We start from the raw sequence: 17116 nt of genomic DNA on the forward strand, positions 1-17116 counted from the left end.
CCTGTCGCTCCCCGAGGCCCGTATGTCGTTCCTGTTCCGGCGCAAGTCGCTCGATCTGGTCACCGTCCACGAAGCCGGCCGCCGGCTGGTGCCCACACTGAGCTGGCCGCACCTGGTGGCGCTGGGCATCGGCGCGATCGTCGGTACCGGCATCTACACACTGATCGGGGTCGGCGCCGACAAGGCCGGCCCGGCGGTGCTGCTGTCGTTCGCGGTGGCCGGGGCGATCTGCGCCTGCGCCGCGCTGGCCTACGCGGAGATGGCCACGCTGATGCCGGCCGCCGGCAGCGCCTACACCTACAGCTACATTGCGCTCGGCGAGAGCATCGCCTGGGTGGTGGGCTGGAGCCTGATCCTGGAGTACTCGCTGGTGGTCAGCACGGTGGCGGTGGGCTGGTCCGGCTATGCGGTCGGCTTCCTCAAGGGCGTGGGCGTGGACCTGCCGCTGTGGCTGACCGCCGGGCCGCATGTGCCAGGCGGGTTCGTCAACCTGCCGGCGGTGCTGATCACCTTCGTCGTCGCCGGCATGCTGATGCTCGGCACCCAGGCCAGCGCCACGGTCAACGCGGTGCTGGTGGCGCTGAAGATCGTCGCCCTGACCGTGTTCGTGGTGATCGCGCTGCCGCATTTCGACAGCGCGCGGATGGAGCCGTTCATGCCGTTCGGCTTCGCCAAGTCGATGGGCGCCGACGGCGTCGAACGCGGGGTGATGGCCGCCGCGGCGATCATCTTCTTCGCCTTCTACGGCTTCGACGCGATCTCCACCGCGGCCGAGGAAACCAAGAAACCCGAGCGCGACCTGGCGATCGGCATCCTCGGCTCGATGGTCGGCTGCACCCTGATCTACGTGCTGGTGGCGCTGTCCGCGGTCGGCGCGATGCGCTACACCGTGTTCGGCCAGAGCGCCGAACCGCTGGCGCTGATCCTGCGCGAACTCGGCCACGGCAAGGCGGCGACGCTGATCGCCGCGGCCGCGGTGATCGCGCTGCCGACGGTGCTGCTGGCGTTCCTGTACGGGCAGAGCCGGATCTTCTTCGTGATGTCGCGCGACGGGCTGCTGCCGCGCGGCCTGTCCAAGGTCAGCGCGCGCACCGGTACGCCGGTGGCGACCACGCTGTTCACTGCGATCCTGGTGGCGGCGCTGGCCGGCGTGGCGCGGCTGGACGAAATCGCCGCGCTGGCCAACGCCGGCACCCTGGCCGCGTTCATCGCGGTCGCCGCCTGCCTGCTGGTGCTGCGCGTGCGCGAACCCAACCGGGTGCGCAAGTTCCGCACGCCGCTGGCCTGGGTGGTCGCGCCGCTGGCGATCGGCGGTTGCCTGTACCTGTTCTGGAGCCTGCCGCACACCACGCAGCGGTGGTTCGCGCTGTGGAACGCGATCGGCGTGGTCGCCTACCTGCTCTACGGGCGCCGCCACAGCCTGCTGCAGCGCGGGAAACAGCGCGCGTGACCTGGTCGCGCAGTACCCGCTCGATGACCGCGCGCTTCCTCGACGGCCATCGGTTGACGTGCTGGAGATGGGGAGCTTGAAGCCTGGACCAGGGACCAGGGACCGGGGACCCGGAAAAGCGGCGCGGCGGCGGGTTTGCCTTATGCTTTTCGCTCTTCCGGGTCCCCGGTCCCGAGTCCCGCATCCCCGGTTACACCCCGCTTACCACCAACGCATGCCTTCGAACGGGTTCCAACTGGTGCTGCCCTTCTTCACTTCCAGGTAGTAGGCGTAGTTGGCGATCATGCCGACCAGCACCGAATACGCCACGCCCAGCCCGTTGACGACCATCTTGGGCAGGAAGAACGACAGCACGCCGATCAGCAGCGAGATGCCGATCAGCACGATCGCCTTGCGCCACAGGCCGAGGATGAAGAAATAGATCCAGCCGAAGAAGAACGCGAAGAAGTTCATGTTGATCTTCAGGCGGTCGCCGAACGACGGCAGCGCCTTGAACGCGGCCTTGAAGGCGGGCGAGGCCGGCCCGCCGTGGCGGTCGAAGAAGTCGAAGCGGAACTGCCACTTCGGGCTGAGCGGCGCGCGCTGGGGGAGGTTCTGGGTGGTCATGGAAAGGCAATTCCTTTTTTGTAATCGGTTACAGTGTAGCTGAATAGGCTTACTGCGCACCATATGCGGCCGAGATTGGCACCAATGTGGTGCGCGTCTCCTGCCGCGTCGCCAGGCCCCAAGCCGGCTGCCGCAGTTCGGCGAACGCGGCGGCAGCACCATGGTCCGGGCGCAGCCGACCAGCCGATCGCGCATCACGGCGGCCGAATGCCAGCTCGCACGCGGCGGTAGCCGCAGGCGCCAGGTCGCGGCGGGTACGCGCGGCTTGGGGCCGCTCAGCGCCCCAGGCTGCGTCCGATGCTGATCGCCTCGGCCACGTTCCTGGCCGCCATGCGCAGGTTCGCCGCTGCCTCGGCCAATGCCTGCTCCAGGGTGCAGGCGCGTTGCACCGCACCGAACATCGCGCCGATGCCATGCGCGTGCAGCAGGTCGGCGCCGGCACCCAGGCCGCCGGCGATCGCCACCACCGGCTTGCCGTGGCGTCTGGCGATGCGGGCCACGCCGAGCGGGGTCTTGCCGTGCACGCTCTGGCCGTCGAGGCGGCCCTCGCCGGTGATCACCAGGTCGGCATCGGCCAGCAGCGCGTCCAGCCCCAGCGCCTCGGCGACGATGTCCGCGCCCGGGCGCAGCTGCGCGCCCAGAAACGCGACCAGCGCGGCGCCCAGACCGCCGCCGGCGCCGCCGCCACGCAATCCGGCGAGCGCGATCCCGAGGTCGCGTTCGATGACCTTGGCGTAGTGGCACAGGGTGGCGTCGAGCCGGGCGACCAGGGCCGGCGTGGCGCCCTTCTGCGGCCCGAACACCGCCGAGGCGCCGGTTGGCCCGGTCAGCGGATTGTCGACATCGCAGGCGACCTCGAACCTGCACTCGCGCAGCCGCGGGTCCAGCGCGCTGGCATCGATCCGCGCCAGCGCCGCCAGCGCGCCGCCGCCCACGCCGGCGTCCAGCGCACGGCCCTGCGCATCGAACAGGCGTACGCCCAGCGCCTGGGCCATGCCGGCGCCGCCATCGTTGCTGGCGCTGCCGCCGATGCCGACGATGAGGTGGCGTGCGCCGGCATCCAGCGCGGCCAGGATCAGCTCGCCGACGCCATAGCTGGTGGCGGCGAGTGGATCGCGCTGCGCCGGCGGCAGCAGCGCCAGTCCGCTCGCCGCGGCCATCTCGACGATGCCGGTGCGGCCGTCGCCGGTGAGGCCGAAGAAGGCCGCGACCGGCGCGCCCAGCGGCCCGGTCACCGTGCGGCCGACGATGCGCCCGCCGCTGGCCGCGACCAGCGCCGCGACCGTGCCCTCGCCACCGTCGGCAACCGGCACCTTGCGGTAGGTCCACGCCGGGAACACGTCGCGAAAGCCCGCCTCGATCTGCGTGGCCACCTCCAGCGCGGACAGGCTTTCCTTGAACGAATCCGGGGCGATGACGATCTTCATGGTCGCCCGATGCTAGCCGATGCGACGGCGCCGGTTCGGCGCGCGCGGCACCGCGCCCGCCGATGGCCGGCCTGAAGCCAGTCTTCGGCCATCGGCGGGCGCCCGGCCGAGCACCACGGCCAAGCGCGAGCGCGCTAGCGAGCCGCGCAGGCGCAGATCTCAGGAAGCACCGGCGCGCCCCTGCGCGGCCGCCCAGTCCTGCGCCTGCTGCATCACCCGCAACACGTTGCCGCCCCAGATGGCGGCGATCTGCTGCTCGCTGTAGCCCTTGCGCAGCAACCAGGCGGTGATCTTGGGCAGATCGCCGACGTCCTCCATGCCGACCACGCCGCCGCCGCCGTCCCAGTCCATGCCGATGCCCACGTGCTCGGGGCCGATCAGCGCCAGCACGTGTTGCAGGTGCGCGAAGAAGTCGTCGAGCGTCGCCTGGCGCACCGGATGGTTGGCATCCAGCGCCTTCATCGCGTCGCCGAGCCTGGGCCCATCGGCCAGTGACAGATGCTCCCAGCCGCCGTAGCCGTCGATCAGCGCCTGCTCGGCGGCCTTGCGCTCGGGGCCGGCGCCGGTGTCGATCAGGTAGCCGCCGTAGCCGTTCATCTGGATCACCCCGCCGTGCGCGGCCAATACCTTCAGCCGCGCATCGTCGATGTTGCGCGGATGCGCATGCACCGCGCGCGCGCCGCCGTGCGAGAGCAGGATCGGCACCGGCGACAGCGCGATCAACTGATCGAAGACCGCATCGGAGGCATGCGACTGGTCGATGACGATGCCGAGCTTCTGCGCCTGCTGCACCAACTCCCGCCCGGCGGGACTCAGGCCCTGCCATTCCGGCCCCTTCGGGTCGGTGGCCGAATCGGCGAATTCGTTGTTGAGGAAATGCACCGTGCTCATCAGCCGCAGGCCTTGCGCGTGGTAGAAGCGCAGCAGCATGGGATCGGCGACCAGCGGGCTGGCGTTCTCCATGCTCAGGTACACCACGCGCTTGCCGGACGCCTTGATCCGCGCCGCATCGGCCGGCGTGGTGGCCAGGCCGAACTGCTTTGGATAGGCCGCGAGCAACGCGTGGATCGCCATCAGGCGCTGCAGCCCGGCGTCGCGATCGTCCAGGTGCGCTTGCCTACTCCGCTCGCCCTGGCCGGTGTAGATCGCCCAGAAGCCGCCGTCCAGCGCGCCGGCGAGCATGCGCGGATAGTCCACCTGCGCCAGGCGATTGCCGGCATGCGCGGCCATCATGTCGAAGCCGCTGCGCTCGAAATTGGCCGGCGTGTCCAGGTGCGAATCCAGCGTCAGCAGGCGCCGCTGCAGCGCGGTGGCGCGCGCCAGTTCCGCTTTCGTGAAGTCGACGGCATGCGCCGGCAGCGCCGCGGCCAGCGCCAACGCTACGGAAAGACCCAGGGCGTGCAGGTGCATGCGCAGCAATCCTCGAAGAGGGCGGTGGTTCGATCATAGCCATGCCACGCCCGCCGCGACCCGCCACGACGGGTAGGTGGGCGCATCCGGGTAGCGCTCGCCGTCCGCTTGGATCGGTCCGGGCTGCTGCGGGCGATGCCGGTCAGCCAGACGCATGCGGCGTGCCTGCTGCACCGGACGCTGCAACACGGCTGCTGCCTGCACGGCGGGCTCCCATCGCACTGCCCCTCATGCCGGCGCCGCGACAGGAGCCCGCCCCGCCCAGACCTCCGGCCCGGCCTTGCAATAGCGCGCGATGAAGTCCTGCTGCGACGGCATCTGCGCCACCGCGCGGTCGATGGGCTGGCGGATCGCGTCGAGGAACTGCTGCAGCTGCTGGTCCGGCAGCGCGCGCGCCAGCGGGTGGTGCTGCGCCGGCACGATGCCCTGGCCGAGCAGCACGTGGATCCACGAATCCACCCGGAACAGTTCGTCGGCGCCCTGCCAGGCGTGCGCGCGCTCGCGCCAGGCGCGCAGCCGCTGCTGCAGCGAATCGGGCAGCGCCATCTCGCGGCAGGCCTGCCACATCGGTTCGTCGCGCTGGTTGGCGTGGTAGTGCAGGATGATGAAATCGCGCACGTGTTCCATCTCGGCGCAGCTGACGGCGTTGTACAGGTCCACCATCGACGGCGCGATGCCCTCGCTCGGGAACAGCGTGATCAGCCGCATCACCGCGGCGATGGTCAGGTGGATGCTGGTGGATTCCAGCGGTTCGATGAAGCCGCTGGCCAGGCCCAGCGCGACCACGTTCTTGTTCCAGGCCTTGCGCCGGCGACCAGTGCGGAACGGCACCAGCCACGGCTCCTTGATCGGCGGCGCGGCGGCGTCGTGCAGCAGCTTGGCGCGCGCCTCGTCGTCGGACAGGTGCGCGCTGGAGAACACCAGCCCGCAGCCGACGCGGTGCTGCAACGGGATATGCCAGCGCCAGCCGGCGGCGTGGGCGATGGCGCGGGTGTACGGCACCGGCGGCGCCACCGCTTCGGTCTGCACCGCCACCGCGCGATCGCAGGGCAACCACTGCTTCCAGTCCTCGTAGCCGGTGTGCAGGGTCTGCTCGATCAGCAGGCCGCGGAAACCGGTGCAGTCGATGAACAGGTCGCCTTCGACCAGCGTACCGTCTTCCAGCAGCAGCGCTTGGACGAAGCCGCTCTCGGCGTGCTGCCGCACCTGCTGGATCTTGCCTTCCACGCGCTTGAGTCCATGGCGCTCGGCGTGGCCGCGCAGCAGCCGCGCGTACAGCCCGGCATCGAGATGGTAGGCGTAGTTGACCGGCGGCGACTGCTGCAGCGCGAAGCGATCCACGCGCGAGGCCACGGTTTCCAGGCAGTAGTCGCCCAGGTCGGAGACCATCCCGCGCCGCTGCGCCTCGAGCCAGAAATGGTGGAAGGCGCAGACCAGCGTGCTCTGCCCGGTGAGGCCGAACGGGTGGAGGTAGCGCTCGCCGGGCCGGCGCCAGTTCTCGAAGGAAATGGAGAGCTTGAAGGTGCCCGCCACGCTGCGCAGGAACTGCTGCTCGTCGATCTGCAGGAAACGGTGGAAGCTGCGGATCGGCGGCACCGTGGATTCGCCGACGCCGACCGTGCCGATCTGTTCGGATTCGATCAGGGTGATGTCCAGCAGGTCGCGGAACTGGTGCGCCAGCGCGCAGGCGGCGATCCAGCCCGCCGTGCCGCCGCCCGCGATCACCACCTTGCGTATCTGGGCCATTGCGTCGTCTCTCCTGCAGTCGTGAATGGCGATGTCAGCGGTTGAGCTTGGCCAGCAGCATCGCGCGCAGCTGCCGCGCCTGCGGATCGTCGATCGGTCCGAGCAGGTGCCGCGCCGGCGCCGGCAGGTGCGCGCCGGCGCGCTCGGCCGGGCCGAACACGTAGTAGTCGAAGATGGCCCGCCACGCCGCCTTCTCTGCCTCGGGCCGGTCGCGGATCGCCCACAGCGCGTGGTACAGCGCCTGCATCGGCGCCGGCAGATGGGCCGGCGCGCTGCTCCACCAGTAGTTGACCAGCACGTTGAACGCCTCCAGCCCTTGCACGTGGTGCCACCACAGGCCGGGCAGGAACAGCGCATCGCCGGGTTCCAGCAGCGCGCTGCGGCCGTGCGCCAGCGCATCGCCAAAGCGCGGATAGCGCGCGACATCCGGCGCGGCGAAATCCACCACGCTGATCGCCTGCCCGCCCGGGGTCGGCTCCAGCGGGCCGGGGTAGAGATTGGCGATCTGCTCCGGCGGGAACACGGTGAAGCGGCGCCGTCCGACCGCGCAGCAGGCCAGGTTGTTCGGCGCGTCGTAGTGGCAGGACGCGGTGATGCGGTTGCCGATCCAGATGCTCGGCCGCGCCGGAATGGCGTGCGCGGCGAAGTCCACGTCGTTGCCGTCGCGGAACCCCGGCAGGCTGTCGTCCACCGGCAGCGAGGCCAGGTAATAGGCCGGCGGCCGCGGGTCGTCCAGGTGCGCGGCGATGGCGTCCAGCAGGCCGTGCAGATCGCCGCGCCGCACCTCGAAGTTCAACGCGGTGAAATCGTCGTTGTAGAACGGACGCCCGGCGATCTCCGGCGCACCGTAGGAGTATTGCAGCGGGCGGCCGTTGCTGTGTCCGCGCAACAGATCCATTGCCGCGCCGGTGCCGCGCAAGCCGGCCTGGACCAGCGCCCAGTCGCGCACCAGGCCACGCAATACCACCGGTTCCCCGGCGGCGAGCAGGTCGGCCAGCGGCAGCGCGCCGGCCTGGCAGTCGCTGCGCTCGGCAATCGGTGCCAGCGCCGCCACGCCGCTCAGGCCGCCTGCCCGGAGGCGACCGCGTCCACGCCGGCGTGCTGCAGGCGGCGCTGTTTCTCGGCCATCAGCCGGCGCAGGTTGTGCAGCGAGGCCAGCAGCAAGTAGGCGCCTTCCAGATAACCGGCGCGGTGCAGCCCATGCAGCGACGGCGCATCCAGCGCCGCCAGCCGCTCGCGGTCGATGGCGTACAGCCCGGCCAGGTGCACGTTGTGCGCCTGCCCGAGCTGCACGTCGATGCGCAGCGGCTGGATCAGGCCCAACGCATCGAACGCGGCGAACATGGCGTTGCCGCCTTCCACGCCATCGCGGATGCCGCGCAGCACGGTGATGATGTGCTCAAGATACGGGCTGTGCCCGCCCTGCGGCAGGAACACCCGCTCGCCTTCGCTGAAGCTGACCCGCGGGTGGTCCAGATCGACGTGGATCACCGGCTCGCGGCGCAGCACGCCGTCCTCGTGCTGTTCCTGGAAGCCGATCAGGAACGGCCCCTTGGCGACGATGCCCGGCAGGTACGCCGCATTCCAGCGCGCGTCCTGCAGGAACAGGTTTTCCTGCTGTTCGAAGCCCAGCAGCGCCACCGACTGGAAGCCGCCGTCCGCGTCCTTGCGCAGCAGGATCGGATACTCGCGCTGCAACTCGGCGTATTCGGTCGGGAACGCCGGCACCACGCCGGTGGCGTCACCGAATTCCGGGCCGAAGCGCAGGATCACCCGCAGGTCCTGGTGGGCGACGTTGTTGAGCAATTCGTAGCGGGCCATCTGGGCTCCAGCGGGTCGGTGGCAGAGCGGGACGCGCGCCGCGCCACGCGACCATTGCAGCAAAGCGCCGCGCCCGCAAGACGCGCTGCGGCGTGGGCGCCGTTGCCGCACGCGGCCATCGCCGCGCGCGGCCTGCCGGACTCAGAAGTTGTAGCGCACGCCCAGCGTGTAGCGCGGACTCTGGTCGATCACCTTGATCACCTGCTTCTCCGAGCGCCCGTGCCAGCGCACGTCCTCACTGGTGAGGTTGATCGCCTCGAAGCCTACAGACAGGTTGTCGGTGATGGCGTAGCTGACGCTCAGGTCCAGCTGCTGGTACGGCTCGACGTAGTACGGGTTGCGGCTGGACCCGTTCTGGTTGGCCGCGATCAGGTATTGGTCGCGCCAGTTCCAGGCCAGGCGCGCGCTCCAGCCGTACTTCTCGTACATCAGCATGACGTTGGCGGTGTCGCTGAGGCCGAGCAGCGCGAACTGGTCGCGGTCCAGCACCGTGTTGTCGAAGCCCACGTCGCCCTTGACGATGGTGTAGTTGGCGTACACGCCAAGGCCGGTATCGCCCAGGAAGTACTGACCGCCCAGTTCCCAGCCGTGGATCTTGGCGTTGTTCTGGTTGATCGGGCGCGTCACGTCGAACTCGTAGAGCGGATCGTCCGCCTCGCCGACCAGGTCGTAGGCGTTCTCCAGCGCCAGGGTCTGCGCCGAGCTGCCGTTGTAGGCGCCCAGCCCGCCGGTGGCCGCGGCGTTGCGCAGCATGGCGACCGCCGAGAACAGCGAGGTGTCGTTGGCCGAGCAGGCCCCCGCCACGTCGTTGCCGGCGGCACCGACCTGCGCGGCGCAGGCCGCGCTCTGCAGGAACGCCAGCGCCGCCTGCGCATCCGGTCCTGAGGTGGGATCGCGCAGGCCGTACAGGTTTTCGCGGGTGACGCTGGTGCCGATGAAGTTGGACACGCGCTTGTCCCAGAACGTCAGCGAGACATAGCTGGCGTCGGCGAAGTACCACTCCAGCGCCAGGTCCAGGTTGTTCGATTCCAGCGGATCCAGGCTCGGGTTCTCCGCAGCGCCGGACGCGCGCGTGGACGGGTTGACCAGGATCGAGCCGGTCGGCGTGCCCGGATTCGGTCCGGCGATCAGGTTGGTGTACGGCGCCCGCGCGATGCTCTGCCCGAACGAGGCCCGGGCTTTCAGCGTATCGGTGAGGTTGATGCTGAAATCCAGGTTCGGCAGCACATGGCTGTAGCTGTGCTTTTCGCTGAAGGGTTGCAGTTCGGCCGAGCGCAGCAACAGGAAATCGTTGTTGGCCTGCCACTCCAGCGCGGTCGGGGTCGCCACCTGCGAGGTGGAGACCACGTCGGTCTTCTCGTAGCGCACGCCGATGCGGGTATTGGTGGTCATGCCGCCGAGCTCGCCGTCGAACTCCAGCTGCATGTAGGCGGCGCGCGTCTTCTCCTGAACCTGGTTGTCGGAGCTGAACTGCGGGTTGTAGCGCGTGGTCGCGCGGTAGGTACTGCCGCCCCACAGCGCCAGCTGGTCGGCATTGCCGCGCCAGGCGCCCGGCGCGGCGCCGGAAGCGTTGAAGTCGTTGAACATGCCGGTGATGCCGACCGGCTGCAGCAGATCGATCATGCCCGGCTCGTTGCCGGCATTGGCCACGCTCCAGTCGCCCAGCGGCGAATTGGTGTCGCTGATGCGCCGGTGCATCGTGGTCTTGGCGCTGTCCACGCCGAACTGGAAGCGGCCGTTGTCGAAGTCGAACTGGCCGTCGACGCGGCCTTCCTTCACCTCCGTCACCTGGCTCTGGTAATAGATCCGCAGCACCTGCGAGCCGAGTTCGGCCGGGGTGAAGTCCTGGTTGACCAAGCCGTTGGTCCCGGCGATGGAATCGGCCGCGGTCGGGTACCAGGTGCGCGCACCGATCGGCAGGCCGTTGTTGAAGAACAGTTCCTGCGCCCACTGGCCGCCGCATTGCGTGCCGCCGGTGCAATTGTTGGTGCCGGCGAAGCTGAAGTAGGTGGCGCTGCCGCCGGTGACCGGATCGTTGGGCAGGCTCTGGGTCTTGGAGTTGTGCGCATCGAAGGTCAGGCGCAGGCGGTCGGTAGCCTGCCAGTCGGCATTGAAGCCGAGCGAGCCGAGCTTGTACTTCTGCATGTTGCGCTGCTGCTCCATGCCGAAGTCCTTGGCGCCGTTGGGCACGTCGCGCAGGTACACCGGCGTGGCCACCGCCTGCCCGGTGTCGAACACCAGGTCGGTGAAGCTGTTGGCGCGCTGCAGCCAGATGCCCTGCTCGCCGCGGTCCTCGCGGATCTCGTTGCTGGAGTAGGTGTAGTCCAGGGTCAGGGTCAGGCTGTCGGTGGGCGCGAACTGCACCACCGCCTGGCCGTTGAGCCGCTCGCGTTCGAAGTCGGCGAAGGCGTAGCGCAGGTCGTTGGGCATGCCGTAGAGCTGGCCGATCGCCGGCGCGTTCTGCACGGTGGCGTCCGGGCGCAGCGCCGGATCGGTCCCGGTCCAGCGCTGGATGTTCCAGCCGTTCTCGGTCGCCTGCACCGACCCGCCGCGGCGCTTCTGGTAGCTGCCGCTCAGGCCGATGCCCCAGGTCTTGTCCGGGTTGGTGTAGCTGAAGATGCCGGACACTTCCGGCGTGATCTTGTTGTCGAACGGCTGCGAGTCGTCGTACGCGGCCTTGACGCCGCCGCTGGCGACCAGGCCTTTGTGGTTGAACGGGCGGTCGGTGAGGATGTTGATGGTGGCGCCGATGCCGCCGCTGGGCGCATTGGCGCGGCTGGTCTTGTACACCTCCAGGCCGGTGATCGCCTCGGAGGCGAGCTGGGCGAAGTTGAACGCGCGGGTGCCGCCGTCCACGCCGCCGATCGGCACCGCGCCCGGCGCGCCGAACGCGTCGGCGCCGGGGATCACCCGGCCGTTGAGGGTGACCGCGTTGAACTGCGGGCCGAAGCCGCGCGCGGTGACCTGCGCGCCTTCGCCGTCGCGGCGCTCGATCGAGATGCCGGTGATGCGCTGCAGCGACTCGGCCAGGTTGGTGTCGGGAAACTTGCCGATGTCCTCGGCGCTGATCGCATCGACCACGCCGGCATTGTCGCGCTTGATCCCCATCGACTGGTTGAGGCTGTTGCGGATGCCGGTGACGCTGACCGTGTCCAGCGTTTTGGCGTCGGCAGAGGATTGCTGCTGGCGGGTCTGGGTCTGAGCCTGGGTTTGCGCCTGGGCCGGCGGCGCCTGCTGGGCGAACGCCGGATTGATCACCAGCACTCCACCGACGAAGGTGAACATGGCCTTGGAGCGGAACTTCTTCAACTGCTGACGCATCAGAATGTCCTCGGTGCTGGAGTCGGACGGACAACGCCGTCTGCGGCATGCGACGCAGCGCATGCTGACGTCGAAGCGGTCCCTGTGGGTGACACGCATCGCTGCATGTCTGCATGTGATCCCTACGTCTCGATCGATGGATGGATCGCGCCTTCCCCCGAAGGGCGCCGGGCGCCATCGCATGCCCGTTTCCAACCCGGACGCTGACCAAGCCGACCGCTACAGCGAATGCCGATACTCGAACCCGAATCGAAATGCGTGCGGCGCCGCCGCCGCGGTGCGTGAGGCGACGGCGACAGATCCCGGCGCATGGCCGAGAGTGATAGCGCTATCACCTGACGCCGCAAACCTAATCCCGTGTGCCAGGGTTTGTCACCATGCGGCGCAACAAAGCTAAGTGGTGCTGACATCTGGTGGGATGCAGGCCACGATGTAAGCGTTATCAGCGTCGGCGTTGCGCAAATGGCGCGCTCGGCGATGGACACGCGCCGTGCCGCTGCGCACCTCGCCGCGCGCTGCAGGCAAGTGCGTGCAGTGCGGCGCGTTGCCGGCCACAACCGCGTGAGGCGTGCGCTGCCTCGCGGTACGCGCAGGCATATGAATGCGCCGCCGCCGGGCGCACGGGACTGTGCAGAGAGGTATAGACGCCGGTCGGCGCCAGCACCGGCGGCGCGCGGCGAACGCCGGCGCGCCGCGCCGGCTCAGTTCAGCACGCGGCAGAACACCGCTTTCAGATAGCGCGATTCCTGCACGTGGGCCATGAACGGGTGGTCGGCGCCGGCGCCGGCCACTTTCAGGATCTGGATGGTGCGGCCGGAGAAATACGCGGCGCGGCGCAGCATGTCCAGGAACTCCTGTTCGGCGACCAGGCCGGTGCAGGAGAACGTGGCGAACAGCCCGCCGGGCGCGACCACGCCCAACGCCAGCTTGTTCATGTCCAGATACTTCTTCAACGCCGGGATCACCTGGTCGCGGTCGCGGGTCATCTTGGCCGGGTCCAGGATCACCACGTCGTAGCGGTCGCCGCGCGCGGCGGCATCGCGCAGGTACGGGAAGATGTCGGCCTGCACCAGCTTGAGCCGCACGTCGTTGAGCTTGGCGTTGCCCTTGGCGATCTCGATCACGTCCTCGTCGATGTCCACGCCGACCACCTCCTCGGCGCCGCGCACCTTGGCGTAGACGGCGAAGCCGCCGGTGTTGCAGCACAGGTCGAGCACGCGCTTGCCGGCCACCTGCTGGCTCAGCCACTGCCGGTTCTCGCGCTGGTCGGCGAAGAAGCCGGTCTTGTGCGCGCCGGCCGGATCGGCGCGGAAGCGCACGCCGTATTCGCTGATGATCGCCGGCTCCGGGCGCTCGCCGCTGCTGGAGACCGGGCGGTAGTCAAAGCTCTCCTGCTTCTGCACGTGCTCCTCGGCGAAGCTGTAGAAGCGCGCACCGGGGAACTGGGTGCGCAGCGCAGCGTAGATCCACTCGCGATAGCGGAACATGCCGGCGCTGAAGAACTCCACCACCAGCAGGTCGCCATAGCGGTCCACCACCAGCCCGGACAGGCCGTCGCCTTCGGCATGCACCACGCGCCACGCATCGGACACCGCGTCCAGCTTCAGCACGTCACGGCGCAACGACGTCGCCTCGGCGATCTTGGCGGCGAACCAGGCTTCGTCCACCGGCACCTCGCGATCGATTTCCAGGATGCGCACGGCGATGCGCGAATGGCCGTTGTAGAACCCGCGGCCGATCCACTCGCCGTCCACGCCGACCACATCGACGAGCGTGCCCGGCTTGGGCTTGGCGGCGGGTTTTTCGACCAGTTTCTGGAAGATCCACGGGTGGGTGGAGCGCCAGGCGTTCTTGAGGCGGACTACGGGCAGGGGGGTATTCATGCAGGCCATTGTATCCGCCCGGATTGACGCCACCGCCGGCAGCCGCAAGAATGGGCGCAGAAGGGGAGTAGCTCCCAGCGTTGTCGCCGTCAATTCGAGCCAGCAGGCTCCGGTGCAACGGCAGCCGGACCATCGGCTGCGAGCGAGACCTTCGCCGCAGTGGCGAAGGCATTCCCTGGAACGAACCCATCGTTTCCGTCCAGGACGCCTCGCCGCCGCGGCCCGAGGTTCAACCTTCACTGACGGGAATTCCCCATGCAAACGATAGGCAACGTGTGGTTGTGGAGCGGTTTTGCGATCGTGGTGATCGCGGCGCTGCTGGCGGATCTGGTGCTGATGCGCCACGGCGGTGCGCACAAGGTCAGCTTCAAGGAAGCGCGGTGGTGGAGCCTGGGCTGGATCGGGCTGGCGCTGGCGTTCAATGCCGGCCTGTGGTGGTACCTGCGCGAGACCATCGACGTGGCCACCGGCAACCGGTACGGGCTGGAGTTCCTGACCGGCTACCTGGTGGAGAAGTCGCTGGCGGTCGACAACATCTTCGTGTTCCTGATGATCATGAGCTACTTCGCGGTGCCGGAGGAGCAGCGCCAGCGCGTGCTGGTGATCGGCGTGCTCGGCGCGATCGTGCTGCGCGCGATCATGATCTTCGCCGGCTCGGTGCTGCTGACCAAGTTCCACTGGCTGCTGTACGTGTTCGGCGCGTTCCTGCTGCTGACCGGCATCAAGATGTGGTTCTCGGCGGGCAAGGAACCGGACCTGGAAGCCAACCCCGTGCTGCGCTTCATGCGCAAGCACCTGCGCCTGACCCCGCAGTACCACGGCAATGCGCTGAGCGTGACCCAGGAAGGCAAGCGCTGGTACACGCCGCTGTTCGCGGTGCTGATGCTGATCGCCATCACCGACGTGATCTTCGCGGTGGACAGCATCCCGGCGATCTTCGCGATCACCACCGACCCGTTCCTGGTGCTGACCTCCAATGTGTTCGCGGTGCTGGGCCTGCGCGCGATGTTCTTCCTGCTGGCGGGCATGGCCGACCGCTTCCACCTGCTGCCGTACGGGCTGGCGATCGTGCTGGTGTTCATCGGCACCAAGATGCTGATCATCGACCTGTACAAGATTCCGGTGCTGGTGTCGCTGCTGGCGGTGGCGCTGATCATCGGCGCGACGGTGGCGCTGAGCCTGCTGCGCCCGGCCAAGCCGGCGCACTGAGGCACGGGGACGGACACGGGACAAGCACGACCACGGCCGCGGGATTGTCCCGCGGCCGTGGCCAGTCCCTCCCAGCGGCGGCGCCTTGCCCCGGGCGCCGGCCGTCGCCATCCAGGGAGCATGGACACCTCTTCGCTCCCCTCGCCCCCGCCTGCCGACGCTGCGCAGGCGCAGGACCGCTTCGACCGGACACGGCTGCTGCGCGCCTTCAACGCCAGCCTGGCGCTGGTCGCGCTGCTGGTGGCGGTGTTCGCCAGCCAGAGCCTGTTCGACTGGCGGCCCTGGTCGGTGGGACCGCAGCACGCCGGCGGCCTGCTCGGCGTGCTGACCGCGCCGCTGCTGCACGGTTCGCTGCAACACCTGGCCGCCAACGCCGGCGCGCTGCTGATCCTGGGCACGCTGGCCGGCAGCGTGTATCCGCGCGCCACCCTGGCCGCGCTGCCGCTGCTGTGGCTGGGTGCTGGCCTGGGCGCATGGCTGCTGGGCGAACCCGGCAGCCACCATCTGGGCGCCAGCGGCGTCGCCCACGGCCTGCTGTTCCTGGTGTTCGTGCTCGGCCTGCTGCGCCGCGACCGCGCCGCGATCGCTGCCAGCATGATCGCCTTCCTGTTCTACGGCGGCATGCTGGTGTCGGTGCTGCCGCACGAGGCCGGCGTGTCCTGGCAGTCGCACCTGGGCGGCGCGCTGGGCGGCGCGCTCGCGGCCCTGCTGCTGCGCCACCGCGACCCGCTGCCGCCGCGCAAGCGCTACAGCTGGGAAGACGAGGACGAAGAGGCGCTGGCGCCGGTGGACGACGTGCTGGAACCGCCATCGCCGGCGCAGGTGCCGGTGCTGTGGCAACCGCCATCGGTGCCGCGCGGGGTGGTGGTGCGCTTTCCGCCGCGGCCGCAGCGCGACCAGGGTTGAGGCCGGCGTCACCGGCCTGCGTTTGCGTCGCGCTGCAGCGCGCGCCGCTGGCGATCGGCATGCCCCGATTCGGTACGCCCGCTGGTGGCCCCACAGGGCCTGGCTGAGGCGTCGCAACGCAGGTGTTCGGGAGGGTGTGGGAGCGACGTCGGTCACGACGGGCGTTCCCGGTAACCCCTGTCGGGACGGATCGCCCCGGGCCACCCAGGGGCGCCAACCGTGACGCTGCCCGGGAAAACAAGCAGCGCTGCAAGCCTGTCCTTCGGGTGACCGCACGCCGCTACGCCGGCGCTCCTGCCGCGCCGCAGCGCCGGCCATACACTGGCCGCCCCGTCGTCGCCCGCCCGAGACCAGATGTCCGCATTCCCCGCCTTGCGTTTCCGCTCTGCCGCGCTGGTCCTGCTGACGGCCGCGCTCGCCGCGTGCAGCACGCTGGCGACCCACACCCTGCCGGCACCGGCACCGGCACCGGCACCGGCGACGGCCGCAGCGGCGGCGGGCAAGGCGAGCGGCTATCTGGCCCCTGCCGCGATCCCGGCCAGCCTGCAGCTGCTGCCGCCGCCACCGGCCGAGGGTTCGCCTGGGCAGGCGCTGGACCTGGCGGTCAACCGCGAGGCGCTGGCGCTGCGCGGCAGCGCGCGCTGGCAGCAGGCCACGCGCGATGCCGATCTGAGCTTCCCGGCCGGCGCAGGCCATTTCGCCTGCGCACTGGGCGTGGCCATCGATGCGCAGCGCACCCCGCACCTGTACGCCTTGCTGGAACGCAGCCGCATCGACGCCAGCGCCGCGACCAAGGCGGCCAAGAACCACTACCGGCGGCCGCGGCCATTCATGCTCAACCAGCAGCCCAGCTGCACCCCGCAGGACGAGGAGCAGTTGCGCCACAACGGCTCCTATCCGTCCGGGCACAGCGCCATCGGCTGGACCTGGGCGCTGATCCTGAGCGAGATCGCGCCCGACCGCGCCGATGCCTTGATCCTCCGCGGCCGCAGCTACAGCGAAAGCCGGCTGGTGTGCAACGTGCACTGGCGCAGCGACGTGCTGGCCGGCCGCCTGATGGGCGCGGCCACCGTGGCGCGGCTGCATGCCGACCCGACGTTCCGCGCCGACCTGGACGCGGCACGCAGCGAGATCGCCCGCGCGCAGGCGCAGGGCGCCATGCCGGGCGAGGACTGCGCGGCGCAGGCGCAGACGCTGCAGGTACGCCCGGCCAGCGTGCTGTAGCCGCTGCCGGCACGCTGCGCGGCCGGACAGGGATGGGCGAACATCACCGTCGTCGTGCTGCGCACTCACGCGCCATCGGGCCGCAAGCGCGCGCCGGGTCGTGCCGCGTTCCG

General features: G+C 69.7%; 12 protein-coding genes. 4 read left to right on the top strand and 8 right to left on the bottom strand.

Annotated elements, in window-relative coordinates:
* The first annotated feature begins 22 nt into the window (after positions 1-22).
* Positions 23-1450 (top strand): amino acid permease, encoded by a 1428-nt coding sequence (locus KHF85_RS00440; protein WP_284568089.1) that lies wholly within the window; start codon positions 23-25, stop codon positions 1448-1450.
* 201 nt (positions 1451-1651) lie between these two features.
* Here KHF85_RS00440 and KHF85_RS00445 read toward each other — a convergent pair whose 3' ends face one another.
* From KHF85_RS00445 to KHF85_RS00480, 8 genes are all read right to left on the bottom strand, one after another.
* A complete protein-coding gene (locus tag KHF85_RS00445; RefSeq protein WP_284568090.1) occupies positions 1652-2056 on the bottom strand; it encodes a DUF2628 domain-containing protein in 405 nt (134 codons plus the stop codon).
* A 275-nt stretch (positions 2057-2331) separates the two neighbouring features.
* The gene (locus KHF85_RS00450; RefSeq protein ID WP_284568091.1) at positions 2332-3483 is read right to left on the bottom strand and encodes a glycerate kinase; all 1152 of its coding nucleotides are present in this window, start codon (positions 3481-3483) and stop codon (positions 2332-2334) included.
* 159 nt (positions 3484-3642) lie between these two features.
* Positions 3643-4893 (bottom strand): dipeptidase, encoded by a 1251-nt coding sequence (locus KHF85_RS00455; RefSeq protein WP_284568092.1) that lies wholly within the window; start codon positions 4891-4893, stop codon positions 3643-3645.
* A gap of 228 nt (positions 4894-5121) precedes the next feature.
* Positions 5122-6639: a tryptophan halogenase family protein gene (locus KHF85_RS00460; RefSeq protein ID WP_284568093.1), complete on the bottom strand. Its 1518-nt coding sequence runs from the start codon at positions 6637-6639 to the stop codon at positions 5122-5124.
* Positions 6640-6673: 34 nt separating this feature from the next.
* Positions 6674-7693 (bottom strand): cupin-like domain-containing protein, encoded by a 1020-nt coding sequence (locus KHF85_RS00465; RefSeq protein WP_284568094.1) that lies wholly within the window; start codon positions 7691-7693, stop codon positions 6674-6676.
* 5 nt (positions 7694-7698) lie between these two features.
* Entirely contained in the window at positions 7699-8460 is a 762-nt protein-coding gene (locus KHF85_RS00470) for a SapC family protein (protein ID WP_284568095.1), read from the bottom strand.
* 141 nt (positions 8461-8601) lie between these two features.
* Complete coding sequence (locus tag KHF85_RS00475; RefSeq protein ID WP_284568096.1) at positions 8602-11781, bottom strand: TonB-dependent receptor; 3180 nt, start codon at positions 11779-11781, stop codon at positions 8602-8604.
* 701 nt (positions 11782-12482) lie between these two features.
* Complete coding sequence (locus KHF85_RS00480) at positions 12483-13664, bottom strand: class I SAM-dependent rRNA methyltransferase (protein ID WP_284568097.1); 1182 nt, start codon at positions 13662-13664, stop codon at positions 12483-12485.
* Between the two features lie 255 nt (positions 13665-13919).
* On the opposite strand from KHF85_RS00480, the gene KHF85_RS00485 reads away from it, so the two are divergent.
* The 3 genes from KHF85_RS00485 to KHF85_RS00495 all read left to right on the top strand — a co-directional run bounded on the left by KHF85_RS00485 (position 13920) and on the right by KHF85_RS00495 (position 17003).
* Positions 13920-14873, top strand: coding sequence for a TerC family protein (locus KHF85_RS00485; protein ID WP_284568098.1), 954 nt, complete (start codon positions 13920-13922; stop codon positions 14871-14873).
* Between the two features lie 120 nt (positions 14874-14993).
* Positions 14994-15779 carry a rhomboid family intramembrane serine protease gene (locus KHF85_RS00490; RefSeq protein WP_284568099.1) on the top strand — a complete coding sequence of 262 codons (786 nt, stop codon included), beginning with the start codon at positions 14994-14996 and terminating at the stop codon, positions 15777-15779.
* A 354-nt stretch (positions 15780-16133) separates the two neighbouring features.
* On the top strand, positions 16134-17003 hold the full coding sequence (locus KHF85_RS00495) for an acid phosphatase (protein WP_284568100.1): 870 nt from the start codon (positions 16134-16136) through the stop codon (positions 17001-17003).
* Positions 17004-17116: the final 113 nt, after the last annotated feature.

This window comes from Xanthomonas graminis pv. graminis, assembly GCF_030168915.1.
Taxonomy (GTDB): domain Bacteria; phylum Pseudomonadota; class Gammaproteobacteria; order Xanthomonadales; family Xanthomonadaceae; genus Xanthomonas_A; species Xanthomonas_A translucens.